Source organism: Prevotella dentalis DSM 3688, assembly GCF_000242335.1.
GTDB lineage: Bacteria > Bacteroidota > Bacteroidia > Bacteroidales > Bacteroidaceae > Prevotella > Prevotella seregens.
This window is the reverse complement of the sequence record NC_019968.1, coordinates 1118717-1136052: the sequence shown is the minus strand read 5'-3', so window position 1 is coordinate 1136052 and position 17336 is coordinate 1118717. Positions and strand designations below refer to the sequence as shown.

The following is a 17336-nucleotide window of genomic DNA, read 5'->3' as shown; positions in this document are numbered from 1 at the left end:
AACGATTATTGGAAGATTTTTCCCACCTCGTTTCTTTCTGTCTGTTTCACAATGTTTTGCTTGTCAAAGAACGCTTTAACAACGGGTAATTTTGCCCATAGAATTAAAGCGTATGAAAATAGAGAAATTCAAGGTGTTGCTCTACCTCAAAAAGAGCCGATTGGACAAGTCGGGCAAAGCCCCCATCATGGGACGTATCACCGTCAATCGTTCGATGGTGCAGTTCGGTTGCAAAATCTCCTGTACGCCCGATTTATGGAATCCTCGTGAAAGCCGTCTGAAAGGCAAGAGCCATGAAGCCGTGGAGACTAATGCGAAGCTGGACAAGCTGATGCTCTCCATCCACACGGCATTCGACACGCTTGTGGGAAGAAACGCGGAATTCGATGCGGAAGCTGTCAAGAACCTGTTTCAGGGAAGCCTCGAAACACAGATGACCCTGTTGGGAATGACGGACATCGTCTGTGAGGAACTGAGAAAGCGTATCGGGATAGACCGGGCAAAAGGAACCTACCCTGCCTATATCTATACCCGGAGAACCTTGGCAGAGTTCATCGAAAAGGAGTTTCGCACCAAAGACGTTGCTTTCGGTCAGATGACGGAGCAGTTTATCCACGATTACCAGAGTTTCATCTTGGACGAGAAAGGACTTGCCATAGATACCTGCCGGCACTATCTGGCTATCGTCAAGAAAGTATGCCGAAAAGCCTATAAGGAGGGACATGCCGACAGATGCTTCTTCGCCCATTTCAGTCTTCCCCAACCAAAGGAAAAAACGCCGAAAGCCCTAAGCCGAGAATCCTTCGAGAAAATCCGTGACTTGGTAATCCCCGAACATCGCGCCTCCCATATCTTGGCAAGAGATCTCTTTCTCTTTGCCTGCTATACGGGAACAGCCTACGCCGATGCCGTTTCCGTTACACGTGACAATCTGTTCACGGATGACGATGGCGGGCTGTGGCTTAAATACCGCCGCAAGAAAAACGAGCTTCGTGCCTGTGTCAAGCTGCTGCCCGAAGCCCTTGCCTTGATAGAGAAATACAGGGATGACGACCGTCAGACTCTCTTCCCGATGTTGCACTATCCCAATATGCGCCGCCTCATGAAATGTCTGGCTGTCCTTGCCGACATCAAGGAAGACCTGACCTACCATGCCGGCAGGCACTCGTTTGCATCGCTGATTACCTTGGAAGCCGGCGTTCCTATCGAGACCATCTGCAAGATGCTGGGGCATTCCAACCTGCAAACTACTCAGGTGTATGCGAAGGTTACGCCCAAGAAGCTTTTCGAGGATATGGACAAATACATCGAAGCGACAAAGGATTTGAAACTCATATTATAAACACCCCATAGATAACAAACGAATTATGCGTAGCACATTTTCTTTATTGTTATACATCAACCGAAGCAAAGTCCGCGCAGACGGCACGACCGCCGTACTCTGCCGAATCTCCATTGACGGGAAAAGTACGACGATAACCACCGGCATCTCCTGCAATCCCAAACAGTGGAATGCCAAAAAGGCGGAGACCGTAGAGGTGCGGACGAACAATCGCCTGAAAGAGTTCCGCAAGCATGCGGAGCAGCTCTATGATGAAATGCTCAAAGAGCAGGGTGTGGTCAGTGCCGAACTATTGAAAAACAAAATTGCAGGTCATGCGGTCATTCCTACCCATCTGCTCAAAATGGGAGAAAGGGAACGGGAACGCCTTGCCGTCCGCTCCAAGGAAATCGACTCCACTTCGGCTTACAGAAGCTCACAGTATTACCAGAGCTATATCCGTGAGTTCTTGGACTCGAAAGGTAAGACGGATATTGCCTTTTCGGATATCACCGAAGAATTCGGACGGGAATACAAGGTCTACCTGAAGCGATATAAGAACTTCGGGGCATTGCAGACCAACCATTGCCTTTGTTGGCTGAACAGACTGATGTATCTTGCCGTAGACCATGAGATCATCCGTGCCAATCCTTTGGAAGAACTGGAGTATGAGAAGAAACCACCCTCCAAGCGGATGCACATCAGCAGGGCGGAACTCAAACAACTGCTGGAACTGAAACTGCCCGTCAATGCCCCTTTGAAGGAATTGGCTCGACGGACTTTTATCTTCTCCTGTTTTACGGGACTCGCCTATGTCGATACCCAACTGCTGTATCCGCACCATATCGGGCGGACTACCGACGATAGAAGATACATTCGCATCAACCGCAAGAAGACGAAAGTAGAGTCCTTCATTCCTCTGCATCCGATAGCCGAGCAGATACTTGATTTGTACAATACGACCGATGATACGCAGCCGGTCTTTCCTCTGCCGAGCAGAGACTCTATGTGGTTCGAGGTACACGAACTGGGTGTTATCATCGGGCGAAAGGAGAACCTCTCCTACCATCAAGCCCGACACAGCTTCGGCTCGTTTTTGATTTCCGAGGGGATTTGTACGGAGAGTATCGCAAAGATGATGGGGCACGCCTCCATCACCAGCACGCAGATCTATGCGAAGATTTCCGAGAAGAAGATTGCAGAGGATATGGATAGGTTAATCGAAAGAAGAAAAAACAATGAATATTGAATTACTATGAAAAGAGAAATCATAACCATTGGAGAGAACGGAAAAGTACATATCCCGACAACTCCCGTTTGGATGTCGGCTTGCGAAATAGCCACCTTGTTCGGTGTATTCTCCGGTAAGGTAAGCAGCCACATCAAGTCTATCCTCAAAGAGGGCTTGCTCAGAGAAGATGAGGTGATGCAAACGCTATCGTTTAAGGGCGGTGCAGTGGATTTATACAACCTTGAAATGATAACGATGCTGTCGTTTCGCTTTCCTTCTCCACAAGCAAAGCTCTTCCGAAAATGGATAATTAGCAAACTCATTGAGAAGAAAATACTTTTTTCTCCACTAATTGTGCATCATAGCAAACACGGATGGTGGAACTAAGTATGAAGAAGAATGTTAGTATATTCAAACACCCTATTTTGTATGTTGAAAACCTATAATTTGTCTATTTTCTTGAAACCTGATTGTTTTATACGATATCTTTGTGTTAAAATAATACTATTATGGAACAAAAAATGCTCAGAGTATATATTTTTATGCTATTCCTCTTTTTGGGAGGAGCGAATGTGTTTGCCCAGATTCAATTAAAGTCAGAATATATTGCTCCGTCTGTATATAAAGATGAGAATGGTAATAAAATTGGTGGTAAAGGAAACTTGCAGACCTTTGAAGGCTCAGCGAGACTTCCTTTATATGTAAGAAAGAATGAAAACGGGAGACTGACGGCTTGGATTGTTGCTTTGGGTGGTACATACGCTTCCATGAAAAATAAAGAAATGCCATCGGATTTTACAGAGAAAGAACTTATGAATGCTCAAATGGGAGTTATGCATCTGCGACCACTTAATGAGAAATGGTCTATACTCGGTATTTTAGGAGCTGGAATGTACACATCCGATCTGAACAAAATATCGGGCAGCTCGTTTCTCGGTCAGGGAGGTGTATTATTTATCAGACACGCAAACAAGAATTTGGATTGGGGAGCCGGTATCGTGTTGAATAATGCGCTGGGGTATCCAATGATTTTTCCGTCCTTATATCTGGATTGGAAAATAGAGGGAAAATACAAATTCAAATTATCCATGTATAATACATTCGAAGCTGAAATCAGTACACGATTTAGTAAGAGATTCTATCTGGGAATACATGCGGAATCCAAAGGGCTTATGGCTGCAGTAGAGAAAGACGGCAGTAAGAAGTATTTCGTGATGCAGTATGGTTATATAGGCATTCAACCAGAGTTCAGAATTGGGAAATATGTTTCTATCCCTATTGTCGGAGGAATTGTCGCATCAAGAGAAGCTTATTTTCGTTCACGGACATTGAAGGCTTTCTTTAGCAGCAAAGACGACTACCCTCATTTCGGTGTATCCCCCTATTTTTCAATAGGCATACGATACGGATTATAATAAATGCTCAGGCATAACGTTCAATACATCATAAGATTATATGAAAATAAAATTCGCACTGTTCCTTTTGATAAATCTGTTTGGACGTGGAATAACTTTTTCACAGAATGTCGTAAATAACCTGACAGATTTAGAGGAAAATCTGACACAGAAAATATTTGAAAAGACAAAGGACTTGTCTAATGAAACTCAACTGTCCATCGTACTCATAAAAAATGGGATATCCCGTTTTTATGGAATGATAAAGCAGAATGACACGATTAGAAATATTGAGAACAAAGATAAGGTTTTTGAGATCGGCTCAATTTCAAAAGTCTTTACTGCGACATTACTCGCCGATGCAATACTTGAAAGGAAGATTAAACAGACAGACGACATAAACGAATTTTACCCTTATACGTTCAAGGATGATGTGCGGATAACTTTTGAAAGCCTGTCAAATCATACATCCGGATTGGGAGAAAATCCCTCCAATTTGCAACTTTCAGAGTTTCTGGCAGACAGTACAAAAGCAGAGCGGGAAAATCCTTTTCAGAAATACAGCGACTCTGAATTAGAGTATTACCTCAGAAATCAGTTGCAATTATGTTGTTCTTTCGATAGGAAAGAATATCTGTATTCAAATTTGGGAACAGGTTTGTTGGGATATACGTTATGTCAAATGGAAAAATGCAGTTTCACGGAACTCGTTTCCAATAAAATCTTCAAAAAGTACAAAATGAATAATTCATATACAGATGCAAGATTGGTAGAAACCGGTCTTGTCAAAGGAATAAGCCGCACAGGTGTTCCTATCGGCAATTGGATATGGGATTCGGATGTGTTTTTAGGAGCCGGTGGTATCCTTTCTTCTGCAAACGATATGGCATGTTTTTTAGAGGCTCAATTTGATATGGACAACAAAGAACTTGCAATGACAAGAAAACCGACTTTCAAAGTAAACGATAAACTTAGCGTAGCACTTGGATGGCATATCGTAAAGGCAGATAACGGAAACGATTTATATTGGCACAATGGTGGTACGGGCGGTTTTTCTTCCTCTATGGTATTCGATATGAATGAAAAGAGTGGAGTCATTATTCTTTCCAATGTTTCTTTTCTGCATCCTCATGCGAAAAATGTAGACGCATTGTGTTTTGAAATAATGGAAGACTTGGCAAAAAAGTAATAGTATATATATGCAAGAGAGAAAGAAACAAAGCGTATTATATGATTTTCTAATGGAGAAGAAATACAGATGGACTCGCCATTTCCTGCTTATCATCTCCATCGGCATTATCTCCGCAAACCATATTTTTATTACCTATGGAGAACAGATTCGAGGCGGAGATGTTTGTGGAATTATATTTGCGTATATAGTAGCTTATCTGTTGTTGATATATCTGAATATATACATCTTCATTCCTAAATTGCTACAACAAGAAAGATATGTGCAATATGCAGCTGTTTTGCTCGCTGCAATATTCACATTCGAGATAGCGAATGTCGGCTTGGAGTATTACATTCATTTTAAGTATCAAATACCTTTCGGTCTATATTCTTTTTTTTCTGACGGACGCAATAAAGCAGTCGATTTCTTCTCCGATTTCTCGGTACTGACATTGTCGGTGACGAGTATTACCGTAATCGTCTTTTACAAACATTGGATTCAAATGACTGAGATGGAGGAACAAATCGAAACTCGCAGGCTAACCGTTGAGTTGGAAAATTTGAGAAACAAAATCGGATCGGAATTTCTTTTAGCTAAATTGAAAAAAGCAGCTGCACTATGCCTGACCGAACCTCTGGAAGTATCTCCGCTATTATTGACACTGAGCCGGATTGTACGCTATCGCCTATACGATTGCAGTAATCCGATTGTACCACTCAATTCCGAAATCAAAATCCTTAAAGACTACCTGAATTTGGAAAAGAAGTGCGGTGCTCTCACCGATTTCACACTCTCTTGCCAAATGAGGACTGGTATTTGTTTCATTCCTCCATTGACGTTACTATCGTTTGTAAAAGAACATCTATTCAATTCTTCGGGAAAAGAACGAATGGAAATTGAGATTGAAATATGCGCTGGCACGCTTGTCTGTACCTGTACAAACAATAGGAATCCTCCCCAAATGGATAAGTGCATTTTTACCATCTCAAGAAGACCAGAAAACGCCCCACACAAAACGAGTTAGAAAAGTTCCTAAGCTTTCCAAGAAATTTTCCGATAAAGTTTTTGGGAATTAACAAACATAAAGAATCGAATGGCATTATTGAAAGAGATAAATAAAAAGATTGGAACACAAATCCAAACAGGAGGATTCCATAGAATGGGAGACCTGCTTTTACTTTGCATTATAGTTGTCTTGACAATGGAAATGGTCTATAACACTGGCAGTGTACACGGACGGCTCACGAATGCAAGGTTCTACGAATGGATGGCATATTTCATTGTCTTCACCTGCGCCGTATATATCAACGCCCGCCTGCTGGTTCCTCGTTTCCTGTTGCGCAATAAGCTGTCAGGATATTTCGCTTCCATCGGCTTGTGCGTATTTCTGTTGATGCTTTTTATCATACTGGTGCAAAACACCCTGTACGATGTTCCCAAAAGTTACAGGCTGACCTCTCTTTGTTTCAATATCGCGGGAAATATGTTATTGTTGGGATTGACGATAGCCTCTACTTCAGTAGTACCACTGTTTCGCTGCTGGGCGGAAAACAGCCGTCGAGTATCGGAATTGGAAAAGACGACGGCAGAAGCAGAATTGCAACAACTGAAAAGCCAGATAAATCCGCACTTCCTTTTCAACACACTCAATAATGCCAACATAAAAGCAGAGCAAGAACCGCAACTGGCATATGCCATTCTTTCCCGGCTTGAAAATTTGTTGGGCTATCAGTTGTCCGAATCCTCGCAAGAAAAAGTTCTGATACGGAATGAAATTTCCTTCTTGCATGACTATTTGGAACTGGAAAGTACACGTCGCGGAAACTTCTATTACGAAATCAAGACAGAAGGTGTGGTGGAAGATATATCCATATATCCATTGCTGTTTATTCCCTTTGTAGAAAACGCAGTCAAGCATAGTGTGGAAGTCAAAGGAAAGACAAACATACACATCACGTTTGCCACATCCGGAAACCAACTGCACTTCCGATGCGAAAACACCAAGACCTCTTCTCGCACATCGAATCATTACGGAGGTTTGGGATTGAAAAACATCAAACGGAGACTGGAATTGCTATTCGGAAAGTCTTATACCTTATCCATTACGGAAGAAGAAAATAAATATACTGTATGCTTATGTGTGAACCTATAAAATGTATCATCGTCGATGATGAACCTATCGCCCGAGAAGGATTGGAAAGATTGGTACGCAAGAGTCCAATGCTGGAACTTGTCGGCAATTTTGAGTCTGCAGAATCTGCGACTGAATACATAAAAGATAATCCTGTGGATTTAATATTCCTTGATATCGAGATGCCTGGGACAAACGGGCTTGATTTTGCCCGTAAAATCCCACAACAAACACTTGTCGTTTTTACCACAGCCTATTCCGAATACGCATTGGACAGCTATGAGGTAAACGCTACCGATTACCTCGTCAAACCTATAGAGGAACAACGTTTCCGTAAAGCAGTGGAAAAGGTTTCTGCCTATCACACCCTACTCATCAATGCAGAGAAAGAAAGTGTGGAGGCAGATGTGGATTTCTTCTTCGTGAAATCAGAGCGTAGATATTTCAAAATCAGATATGACGACATCCTCTTTATAGAAGGCTTAAAGGATTATGTAATCATACAAACAGAAAATCGACGCATCATTACCAAGATGTACCTGCGCACTATCCACGAACTTCTGCCTCCGTCTGTTTTCTTCCGCATCAACAAATCCTATGTTGTGAATTTAGAGAAAATAGAATCGTTCGACACCAACGACGTATTCATCGGAAAATATGAAATCAGTATCGGCAATACTTACAAAGAAGATTTCTACAAAAGGCTCATGAAATAACAGTTGACTTTGCTATTATCTCAATCAATAATTCAAATCAAATGTGTATGGAAAGATTAGTCAAAACTTTTTCATTCAGGGTTCTTTCTTCGAATGATTCATCCACTGCCGAACAGCGGAATGCAACTGATGATTTAATCAAAAAAGTCATTAAAATGAACACGGAAGAGAACAATAACATTTCTCTATTCCGCATCCTCCGTTACACTCGCTTCCGATTGCAATCTCTGCAAGAGAAACCATCTTCGAACAGGGCGGGGGAAAAATGTGGCAGAACTGTTGTCTGTCATTGATACTGAGCTGGAACTGTTGAATATGCGAATACAGGGGTTTCTTCCTGCTTTGCCCGTCAAACCAACCGAGAAACTCCGTTGGACAGGCAAGGCGACAGATTTAGTTGAATTGCTTTACGCACTCGACACCTGTGACTGTATCAACGATGGTGAAATCGGTGTAGAGGAACTGGCAGACGCTCTTTCTGAAGTCTTCGGGGTAGAAATCAAGAACTGCTACAACGTCTATATGAACATGAAACGTCGCAAGGATGGCAGCCGCACCTATTTCCTTGACGAACTTAGGGAGAAGCTGAACAGGCGAATGAAGGAAAGCGACCTAAAAGGCGGAAAATTCAAAAAACGGTAATTGCATTCAAATAATCAATCAGGCTTCCTCAAACGAGAGAGGAGCCTGATTTTTTTACCCATAAGAACAATGCGATGTAAAATGGCTACTGCCGTTGTTGCCATTTCTCTTGAAACTCACGAGTGAGTTGCACGATTTTACCTCCGATTATTGCCAATTCAAGTGTCAGTTTCTCCAACTTTGCGAGCATGGCAAAGGCTTTCTTCTCTGTAAAGTTGCTCTTCATTGTAACTACTGTCTGGTTGTAATTGACTCCCACACTGCGGAATTGTCCATACAAAGTCGTCAGTTTCTGGTAATAATCAAGCAGGGAACGATCCACTTTTATCACCCGAAAGGTCTCATTAAAGACCCTTGCCTTGATGAATAGTGACAGACTTGGTACACCACTTTCCTCTTTCATCGTGAGGAAATGAGCGTATTCCGTCGGCGTGAAATTGACCGAAACACGCTTTTCAATCTTCTCTTTGGAGCGTGCGCTCCGAATTTTCTTCATTTTCATTTCTTTCTTTGGATTTTAGTGTTTCACGACATTATCAGTATTTGAGACATGGTATTTTCTCTCCCAAGAAAAACGACTTCGGAGTTTTTCAGCCCTCTGCAAGAGCAAGGGTTTTATGCTGCAAAAACGAAGTCGTGCTGCATAAAACATACCTTGCTATTTGCACGGACGCAAATAAATCCGCCTCGAAAGGCGGTGCTTTATCTTCTTGAAATGTATGTTTTCAGAGCCATGAAATACCGACTTATCGCTTGCTGCAAAGTTACTGCCTCTTGTCCCCAAAGCCATTAGGAGGGACGAAGCCACAACTATCCAAATCGAAGTCACAAGTACGCACTAAAGAAAATCACGCTGATTACAGCATCACCGAGCCATATATTTGCACTGTCGAATATGTCGGTGAGGGTATGCGTCTTCGATAACATTTCGTTTCGATGAGCGGTGTGAGCGAGGGTGTATATCAAAGAGCATATCCTTGATCCTTTCACTCGAACGTGGGAATGTGCGAAAGCAGATACAATCGAACGATTGTATTGATGGACACCAATGAACATCTCCACAGAAAGGGTATGAACGAAAGGATGTACCCCTGCTGATACAATCTGATTATCGGGCATATCTTCGATAGCGGACGTATTCATCTTCATCGGTAAATATATCGGCAACGAAGTGAACAGTGAATTGTATAACAATAAAATTAAGTAAGTATGAAAGAGAATCAAAACGGCAAGGTTGATCCCGTTGCCATCCGAGAACTTATTTCACAGGGTATTCCTATGAAAAGAAAAGAGAGTGAGATGAAACGCTCTCAATCAGAAGAGCAGGTTGTCAAATCGGAACGTCCAAATGACGAACCAATATCAAAGGATTTTTCAAGAGTCCCAAGAAGAGAAAGGCGAAAGTCAGACAAAGGCGATTATGAGTCGCTTTTCATCTGTCGCAACGCCCTGAAAAATCGCAAGACCATCTACATTGCCAAAGAGTTACAGGACACATTAGCGGAGATAGTCATGTCTATGAGAAACAGGGATATGACCATCGGCATCTATGTGGAGAACATAATTCTTCACCATCTTGAGACCTACAAAGATGAAATCAACAGATTAGCTGAAATGAAATTCAGGAAGCTATTGTGAGTCGTTTATCACCTGTATCCTGCAACTCTCCAACAAAATGGGCAATAAATTGTTTTGCTTTTATAGTGCCAATCCAAATGAGGAATTATTTTCCCTTACCCCCCTTGATAATGAGATATCCAATTCCTTAAAAAACTCCATCGGAAAATTCTCATGCTTACATGATGCTATTTTACCACGTTGCTTGTTTTCTATCGAAAGTGATTTCGTTGAACGCAATCCTGACTTAGTTAGAGAATATACTGAAGGAGACACCTTTAATCCAGAAACAGAAATTGAACTTTTCACCAATGATAAAGCTGGTAAAAGTGGAAGAGCACGTTGGTATGTGGCAAATAAAGAGGTCATTACAACTGGGTTTGAACATTTGAATCGATGGGAAGTTATTGTATCAAGCGCCAATGCTGGAGGACAGAAACGTAGTAATCAAATCGCTATCGTAGATAATCATAGCGTATTCGGTCGTTCTCGTGTAGCACTGAAAACATTCGCAACAGAGCAAGAAGCCAAGAACTTCTTTAAGTATGCTACAAGCGAAATCATCCGCTTTGCATTCCTGCTCACAGACGAATCCTTGACCTCTTTGGCAAAGAAAGTTCCTGATTTGTTGGACTACTCAGATACTAATGGTGTTATTGACTACAACTGCGATGTAAATGCCCAACTTTATGAATTGTTTAGCATAAAAAATTAACAGCATATTAGAGAGGTACTCGCTTCAAAAGAATAATATAATAAAGGTGGTCTCCGTATTTTATATAACGCATAACCACCTTTATTATATCTTCATCGAATCTATGATAAAACCAATGTGACAAATTAAGAGTGAAATTGAAACGAAGAGCAATTATGCAGTAGTTCACGAAATCTGTCGCATCTACTCTTAAATATCTTCGTCAATTTCTGCATGAATGGCTTTCAGATATGCATTAATATCTATAGCAGGAACAGTACCAATGAACTTTAAATAGTTTACAAGCTGAAGAAAGAATGTAAAGAGAGACACGCCTTTGTCGCTAAACTTAACCTCTTTTACTTTGCGGCTTTCATACACTTGTCTTATATACTTGCGATTATCCTCGATACTGCTGGTTGGGGCTATACCTTCAGGTTCTGTTTCTTTATAATCAACATAAAAACTGCCTGTATCACAGAGACATCCTAAATCCAATGTCTGTAGCCCCTTCAATTCCTTTAACTGCTTTTTTACCGTATCGTTCCCACTATATGAACTAGTCGTAGTTAAAATACCACCAATTATCTTAGTTAGTGGTCTAGCGGCCGCAGTTTTTCCTGAGGCAACCATACCAATACTTGTTCTTTTCAGCGTACGAACGCTCTCAACTTTCTGGGCTGCATATTCTATATACCCTTTTACATCCTGTTTCACTTCAAACACGGCATACACGCTTTCTGCTGGTATATACATAAAACCATCCTGCTTGAATATGAAGGGTGTATAAATGGTATCATAAATGACTACGTCCATCTGTTCACTAACATTGCCTGTCGAATCTATCACTATGGCCTTATCCACTTTATATCTGTCAGGAAGATAGGTCCGTAGAAACGCAATCCAATGTTGCTCCGTAGCATCACCTTTGCTGCCGGGATGTTCTATAAATTCTCTGTTCACATTCAGGCTAGCCAACATTTGGTTCTGCAAGCCATGAAATAAATCCCTTAAATCTATCATTTTCTTGTATTCCAACAATTGATTATTCATATAACAATAAAAGTTATGAGCACTAAGTCCATTACTTCTAACACTGACTATCAGTAGTAATGGATTCTCAATGGCCACTTCCTTCTCAATATCTATCATAGTCGCCAAGTCAGTGCTGCTATATTGTGAAGAACCATTTGGATGACTATGCCATTCGCCCACATATTGCAATCCCTCCTTGGCTAATTGTTCCCAAACATTTTCCAAGCCCTTGGTAATGCGCATAAACTTTGTCCTGCCAGTCAATTTTTCCATAGGCACCACAACTTTTTCTATATACACCGTATGCCTATCTGCAGAATATCGTCCTGCGAGCATTCCTCCGTTCTCGTTAGGATATTCGCCCTCAGCCTGCAACTTTATTTGGTTGAATACTAAGGTTGGTATCTCTATATACAAATCATTACTTGCCAAATAATACTTCATAACTTGTTTATCTTTAAATTCAAGTCGTCTTCTGTTATATAAAAATCACTTAATGCTTCCTGTTTGCTCAACATCTTGATAATATGCTTCACGGCGACTTGCACTTTGCATTCTATGTCATTATACGAAGCCTTAAAGGTTGGATTCCAACATCCCGTGGGGTTATACATGTCGGTTTCCATATCGTGCTTAAGCAAGCCATATATCAACAAAACTGTTTCTGGCACATTGGGCGAAAAGGCACATATCAAATCCTGTGCATGATTTGTTATAGATAGATTAACCAGCAGAGCTTTCGTACCCACGGAATCCATTACCCTCATTAACTGATTATCCGTAGTACAATCAAATATCACATCAAACTCGTCAAAGAACTCTGCAAGAGCACTTTTATCTTCATGCCCTGCCACATATGTTTTTATCACTAAGTCAGCAATAGACTTCAAACTGGAACATTCAACATGAGGCGAAATCTGCGTCAGTAAATTCGTTATATCCAAGGTTTTCTCAATTATACCTGTATAAAAAGGACATGCAGACCGGCAAACATTACCAGGTTCCTTATTGTCTATGTCATATAGAGTCAGGTTTTTCGCACCACATCTTGTTAGAGTTTCAGCCAAAATACTTCCTATAGCCCCGACACCCATAATCAGCATTTTTTTGTTAGCCAGTTCTTCTGGCATAGCTCCACGCCCAAAGAAATACTTATAGGAAATATCCACGGTTTCTGCCCATTGGATTTGCCCTTGCCTAAAATCAGTGAACCAAAGCCTATTCTTACCAGTGCCCACCCGCACAGGTTCTATCGGCAGATCATCCATGAAGAGAATCATTGCCTGCCAGTGAACGCCACCTTCGGGAATTCTATATCCACAGAACAACGGGAAGAAATCATACTTGTCCCTATGCGATACCACAAAACTATGAATATAGTTCTTCTGACTCTGCGAAAATAGCCCCTTGATAGAATCGTACTCCTCAACAATAAACTTGTTACAAACCGATGGGGTGTCGCTCAGTAGGCAATATACGCCAGCAAACGACCTTAATTCTTGGTAGGACTTGCTAATCTTACATGGCAGTACCTTCTTCGTCTTCAGATACGACACAAACTTTTGTGCCACATAGTTGAAGACTTGGCAGTCATTTTTTTGACCTGTTGGCAACGTTGCATAGTGTACTATTCCGTAGTCTCCTTCAGTAAAATCCTCTTGAGTCTCTGCGAAACAGAAAGTATAATACTGCCCGCAAATCGTATGATGATTCACTACCAAATGCTCATAATGTGCATCCTTCTTTCCCTTTACATAGTATTTCTCTATCCATTCTTTAAGTTGTTTCAAGTCGTTCACAAACTGACTTTCAGCATTCTCATATTCCGCAGGATGCATACAAAGATTCCCACCTTGCATAATGTGCGGATAGTCTAGCAGATTCTTATTTTGAAAATGGATAGGTTCACTGCCCATAGCTTTAAACGGGTAGGTAGGGCTGATTTCTACATTCCATTCCAAATTTGTATTGTCTTGGCCTGTAGCCACAGCAATACGACCTTTCAACGAGCCAGCCTCATCGATGGTAAAATCATCAACAAGGCTAACTCCAGAAAGGGTACTTATCAATTTCTTTATTTTATCTGCCGTCATCATATTCTATACTACCCGAATCGTTTTGTACTTGTAGGGTAAGCCGTACCCGCATCTTTCTCTTTATATCCGCTATACCTCTCGTTTACCTTGAAGTAGTAAGGCAGGTACACATTGGGATTACTGTCTATATTGTTGAGCATACTTTCCATATCCGATTTAAACGATTGTCTATCATAGTCCTGCATTGCCGCTATAACATCGTTATTAGTATTACCTGGATCATAAAGATGAAAACTACTTTCTGCTATGTGGTCACGTAGATACTCCATTGTGAATTTTAATCTTGGCCAAAGACCATTATCACCATCATAACCATCAAGGGCTTTTATTACAGCCAGTTCTATAACGAACGACTTGTATTTCTTATCCTTTTGCTTTTTCCATATTTTAAGCAGGCGGATAATCTTACGCTCATTCGACTTACCTTCGATATGCGAAATTTGCTTCTGGATGTTTGTTTTCTGGCTTGTCCCTTTCTTGAATCCCCAATGATCTTCATTAAAATATAAATTTAGGTCGTGCGAATCAAGATAATCATCATCGCTAAGTTCCCTACCAGGTACTACATCAATTTCAACAGGCTTCTCATCTCCCTCTTCAATAGGAAAACTTACGCCAATAGAAACCTTTTGCTTGCGAATAGTTACATTGCTGTTTTTATATTCTTCTGTAAGAAAATCGTGTATACTGTCAAACATTTCCTGTAATGTTCCAAAGGCATTATGCTTGAATGGTTCAACCAAATCAAGGTCGAATTTAACATTAGTGGCGGTATGCTTAGCAAAACTGCCAGAGCCAAACGATGAATACTTGTCGCTACCGTAGTGGTTGTGCATTTTGGTCTTAATCTCCTCTCTACGGTTTTTAACTTTATTCACGAAATCCTGAATGTGACACATCTTGTGTGTGTCTAACACTTCTCTCAAATGTTTGTTTTTATCAAAATTCATATTTCTTTTAAATGTGTATGTTTATATGTTAATTAACAGCTCTACAACCTTGTGAATCTCAGAAAACGCGTTCAAATCCTCCGGCGATTCCTTACAGAGTTGGCACAACTTTTCGGAATTTGACATCGCCCTTTCTAAGTCACCATTCTCCGTCAAGTATTTATAAAGATTGGTACGTATGAAATACCGTTTGGTTTTTTCATAGCCCGGCATATATTTCTGTAATTCAGGAAGCAATTGTTTGTAATTCTCATATCGCCGAAAAACGACATTAGGCAAGAAATGTAGCAGGAACCAGAACTCTGTGCAAGGATTAGTTTCTACAAACATCACCCTTCCGGCATATCTCTTTGCAGCATATTTCTTCTTTGCTCGCTGATACAATTGCATTTCCGATGGAAACTGAAATAGTCTGTCCATATCAAACAGACATACGATAAAATCATATTGTTTGCTCAAATAGGATTCAACCAATTTTAGAATATGATTGATGTCGCTATGCTGCGGAAAGTCTGGCGCAACCTTGAAAGGGTAGCGACATGCTACTCTCAAAGAATCGAAGTAGAACCACTCGGTCTCTCCTTCGCCTATGATGGCGATACTTTTTGTTACTGTTCGTCCCATATTGTCAGTCGTTTAAGTTGATATACTGACTGCCAAGAAACGGCAGTTTTACTAATTTACCTTGTTTATAGGCATTATATGGAGAGAGATTCTTATGTAGCCCCAAAGAGGACAAACGCACTATTTTAGTTTCGCCCAATTCGTCTTTGTCGGTAAACCATATCGTATCACGGCGAATGAAATCCTCATTGAGAAGATTAATGTCGTGCGTTGTCAACAGCATTTGCGATGTTCCTTCACTATTCGCTAAAAAGACTTTTATAAAATAAGCCAGCAGTTCGTAATGGATGCTTGTTTCAACTTCATCAATAGGAACAAACCGATTGGTCTTTAGCAAGAAATTCAAAATTACGGCCATACCCAAAAACCTCATTGTACCGTTGGATTCGTATCCTTCCGACAAGTCATAAAGTTTGTTGCCTGCTTTATGTTTGAATGTCAATTCGGTATTTGTGATTTTCCCCTTTCTAAGCATATCGGCTTTTGCTTCATCACCAATAGGGGCATTCTGAATCAGTTGCTCCAGTTCAGGGGTAATCAATTCCTCCTCCTCGTGTAATACAACATCTTCTATGTTGAAGTCAGAGGCTTTCAGGAAGTTTAGGATGAACTTCTTCAAGTCGCCCGATTCGTCTTTGTCCAATCGTGATTTAACATAGCCCGAAAGTAACATACCCGGTGCCAGCACCTCTTTTACTTGTTTGGCAAAGTAATCGTACACATCATTTAGTTTCGTCCGCTCCACATTACTTTTACCAAATGCAGCAAGCACACTGCAATTATTAATAGTGTTGCCAGAAATCACATCTTGGCTTTTCTTTGTCATTTTCAGATTTACACCGAAATCTATTGTCGTGGAATCTGTTGCTGCATCATAACTGCGGCTATACAATTTGGTAGGTCGGATAGAATCATAAACAATCAGCGTCTCAGAATGGATATATTTTGCATCCAATTCAAAAGTAAGGATATACTTCGACTGACTGATATAGAATACCATTGACATCTTAGTCTTTTCATTCCTTGATATATCATCCAGCATGAAAGGAACAACCCCAGTTTTCTCGTTTCGGTCTTTGGGCATCCTAAGCACAAGCATCCTGAAAAATTCAACAGCATTCAAGATGTTGGTTTTGCCGGAGGCGTTAGCACCATATATGATGCCTACTTTTAGCAACTTTATCCCATCCTTAACTTCATACGAATATTCGTCAGACATAAAAGTATCTGACGAAGGCTCAAAGCTTATCTTTTGTGGAGACTTTATTGAGAAAAAATTTTCAATGTTGAATTCTGCTATCATATTCGTTGGATTTATCTATTACACGATGCAAAGATACGAATAAAATCTCATACAACAAATTATAATCAGTGTTTTAGTTGAAAAATTACCAAATTCAGTTGTAAAATGTATTTTACGCGAGTTTTTAGAAATAAATTCAAATCAAGCCCATTTCCAATCCTATGATAGTATTTATTTCGTTATTTAGATTATTGCAGTGGCTGAATAATGGTGCTAAAATGATACTAAATTGAAAGTCATCTGCCTTTATGTTACTGCAATATTTTAAATATCAGTATGTAAAAAAATATTGCATCTTATTCACCAAAGGCGGAGATATTTCCGTTGAGGTAAACCGATACCATATAGTCAAAGATGTTGTCCACATCATAGTATCTGCATTGCTGTGCAATTGTCTTGCTTCTTCTTTTC

General features: G+C 40.6%; 17 protein-coding genes. 11 read left to right on the top strand and 6 right to left on the bottom strand.

Annotated features, from left to right (window positions below):
• The first annotated feature begins 112 nt into the window (after positions 1-112).
• The 9 genes from PREDE_RS11820 (at position 113) to PREDE_RS11780 (ending at position 8606) form a co-directional block, all read left to right on the top strand.
• On the top strand, positions 113-1342 hold the full coding sequence (locus tag PREDE_RS11820) for a site-specific integrase (RefSeq protein ID WP_044127441.1): 1230 nt from the start codon (positions 113-115) through the stop codon (positions 1340-1342).
• Between the two features lie 25 nt (positions 1343-1367).
• A complete protein-coding gene (locus PREDE_RS11815) occupies positions 1368-2570 on the top strand; it encodes a site-specific integrase (RefSeq protein ID WP_005847463.1) in 1203 nt (400 codons plus the stop codon).
• Between the two features lie 6 nt (positions 2571-2576).
• The gene (locus PREDE_RS11810) at positions 2577-2939 is read left to right on the top strand and encodes a hypothetical protein (RefSeq protein ID WP_005847464.1); all 363 of its coding nucleotides are present in this window, start codon (positions 2577-2579) and stop codon (positions 2937-2939) included.
• A gap of 122 nt (positions 2940-3061) precedes the next feature.
• Positions 3062-3967, top strand: a complete 906-nt coding sequence (locus PREDE_RS11805) for a DUF6268 family outer membrane beta-barrel protein (protein WP_005847466.1) — start codon at positions 3062-3064, stop codon at positions 3965-3967.
• Between the two features lie 40 nt (positions 3968-4007).
• Positions 4008-5135: a serine hydrolase domain-containing protein gene (locus PREDE_RS11800; protein ID WP_015310525.1), complete on the top strand. Its 1128-nt coding sequence runs from the start codon at positions 4008-4010 to the stop codon at positions 5133-5135.
• Positions 5136-5145: 10 nt separating this feature from the next.
• Entirely contained in the window at positions 5146-6141 is a 996-nt protein-coding gene (locus tag PREDE_RS11795; RefSeq protein ID WP_015310524.1) for a histidine kinase, read from the top strand.
• A gap of 69 nt (positions 6142-6210) precedes the next feature.
• Complete coding sequence (locus PREDE_RS11790) at positions 6211-7269, top strand: sensor histidine kinase (protein WP_015310523.1); 1059 nt, start codon at positions 6211-6213, stop codon at positions 7267-7269.
• Positions 7266-7964: a LytR/AlgR family response regulator transcription factor gene (locus PREDE_RS11785; protein ID WP_174264901.1), complete on the top strand. Its 699-nt coding sequence runs from the start codon at positions 7266-7268 to the stop codon at positions 7962-7964. The genes PREDE_RS11790 and PREDE_RS11785 overlap by 4 nt, the downstream gene beginning before the upstream one ends.
• Positions 7965-8279: 315 nt before the next feature.
• Positions 8280-8606, top strand: coding sequence for an RteC domain-containing protein (locus PREDE_RS11780; RefSeq protein WP_044127438.1), 327 nt, complete (start codon positions 8280-8282; stop codon positions 8604-8606).
• A gap of 85 nt (positions 8607-8691) precedes the next feature.
• On the opposite strand, the gene mobA is transcribed toward PREDE_RS11780, so the two are convergent.
• A complete protein-coding gene (mobA, locus tag PREDE_RS11775) occupies positions 8692-9108 on the bottom strand; it encodes a conjugal transfer protein MobA (protein ID WP_005847469.1) in 417 nt (138 codons plus the stop codon).
• Positions 9109-9815: 707 nt separating this feature from the next.
• Between mobA and PREDE_RS11765 the strand changes: the two genes are divergently transcribed.
• Both PREDE_RS11765 and PREDE_RS11760 read left to right on the top strand, forming a co-directional pair.
• Complete coding sequence (locus PREDE_RS11765) at positions 9816-10244, top strand: DUF3408 domain-containing protein (RefSeq protein ID WP_005847472.1); 429 nt, start codon at positions 9816-9818, stop codon at positions 10242-10244.
• 37 nt (positions 10245-10281) lie between these two features.
• The gene (locus PREDE_RS11760; protein ID WP_005847474.1) at positions 10282-10938 is read left to right on the top strand and encodes a hypothetical protein; all 657 of its coding nucleotides are present in this window, start codon (positions 10282-10284) and stop codon (positions 10936-10938) included.
• A 189-nt stretch (positions 10939-11127) separates the two neighbouring features.
• Here the strand turns inward: PREDE_RS11760 and PREDE_RS11755 are convergent, their stop codons facing one another.
• The 5 genes from PREDE_RS11755 to PREDE_RS11735 are packed head-to-tail and all read right to left on the bottom strand — an operon-like array spanning position 11128 to position 16925.
• On the bottom strand, positions 11128-12396 hold the full coding sequence (locus tag PREDE_RS11755; RefSeq protein WP_005847477.1) for a DUF6602 domain-containing protein: 1269 nt from the start codon (positions 12394-12396) through the stop codon (positions 11128-11130).
• Positions 12393-14045 carry a ThiF family adenylyltransferase gene (locus tag PREDE_RS11750; RefSeq protein WP_174264899.1) on the bottom strand — a complete coding sequence of 551 codons (1653 nt, stop codon included), beginning with the start codon at positions 14043-14045 and terminating at the stop codon, positions 12393-12395. Before PREDE_RS11750 ends, PREDE_RS11755 begins: the two co-directional genes overlap by 4 nt.
• Positions 14046-14056: 11 nt before the next feature.
• Positions 14057-14998, bottom strand: coding sequence for a nucleotidyltransferase family protein (locus tag PREDE_RS11745; RefSeq protein ID WP_005847480.1), 942 nt, complete (start codon positions 14996-14998; stop codon positions 14057-14059).
• Between the two features lie 21 nt (positions 14999-15019).
• On the bottom strand, positions 15020-15622 hold the full coding sequence (locus PREDE_RS11740) for an RloB family protein (protein WP_005847481.1): 603 nt from the start codon (positions 15620-15622) through the stop codon (positions 15020-15022).
• Positions 15623-15626: 4 nt separating this feature from the next.
• Complete coding sequence (locus tag PREDE_RS11735) at positions 15627-16925, bottom strand: AAA family ATPase (protein WP_005847483.1); 1299 nt, start codon at positions 16923-16925, stop codon at positions 15627-15629.
• Positions 16926-17336: the final 411 nt, after the last annotated feature.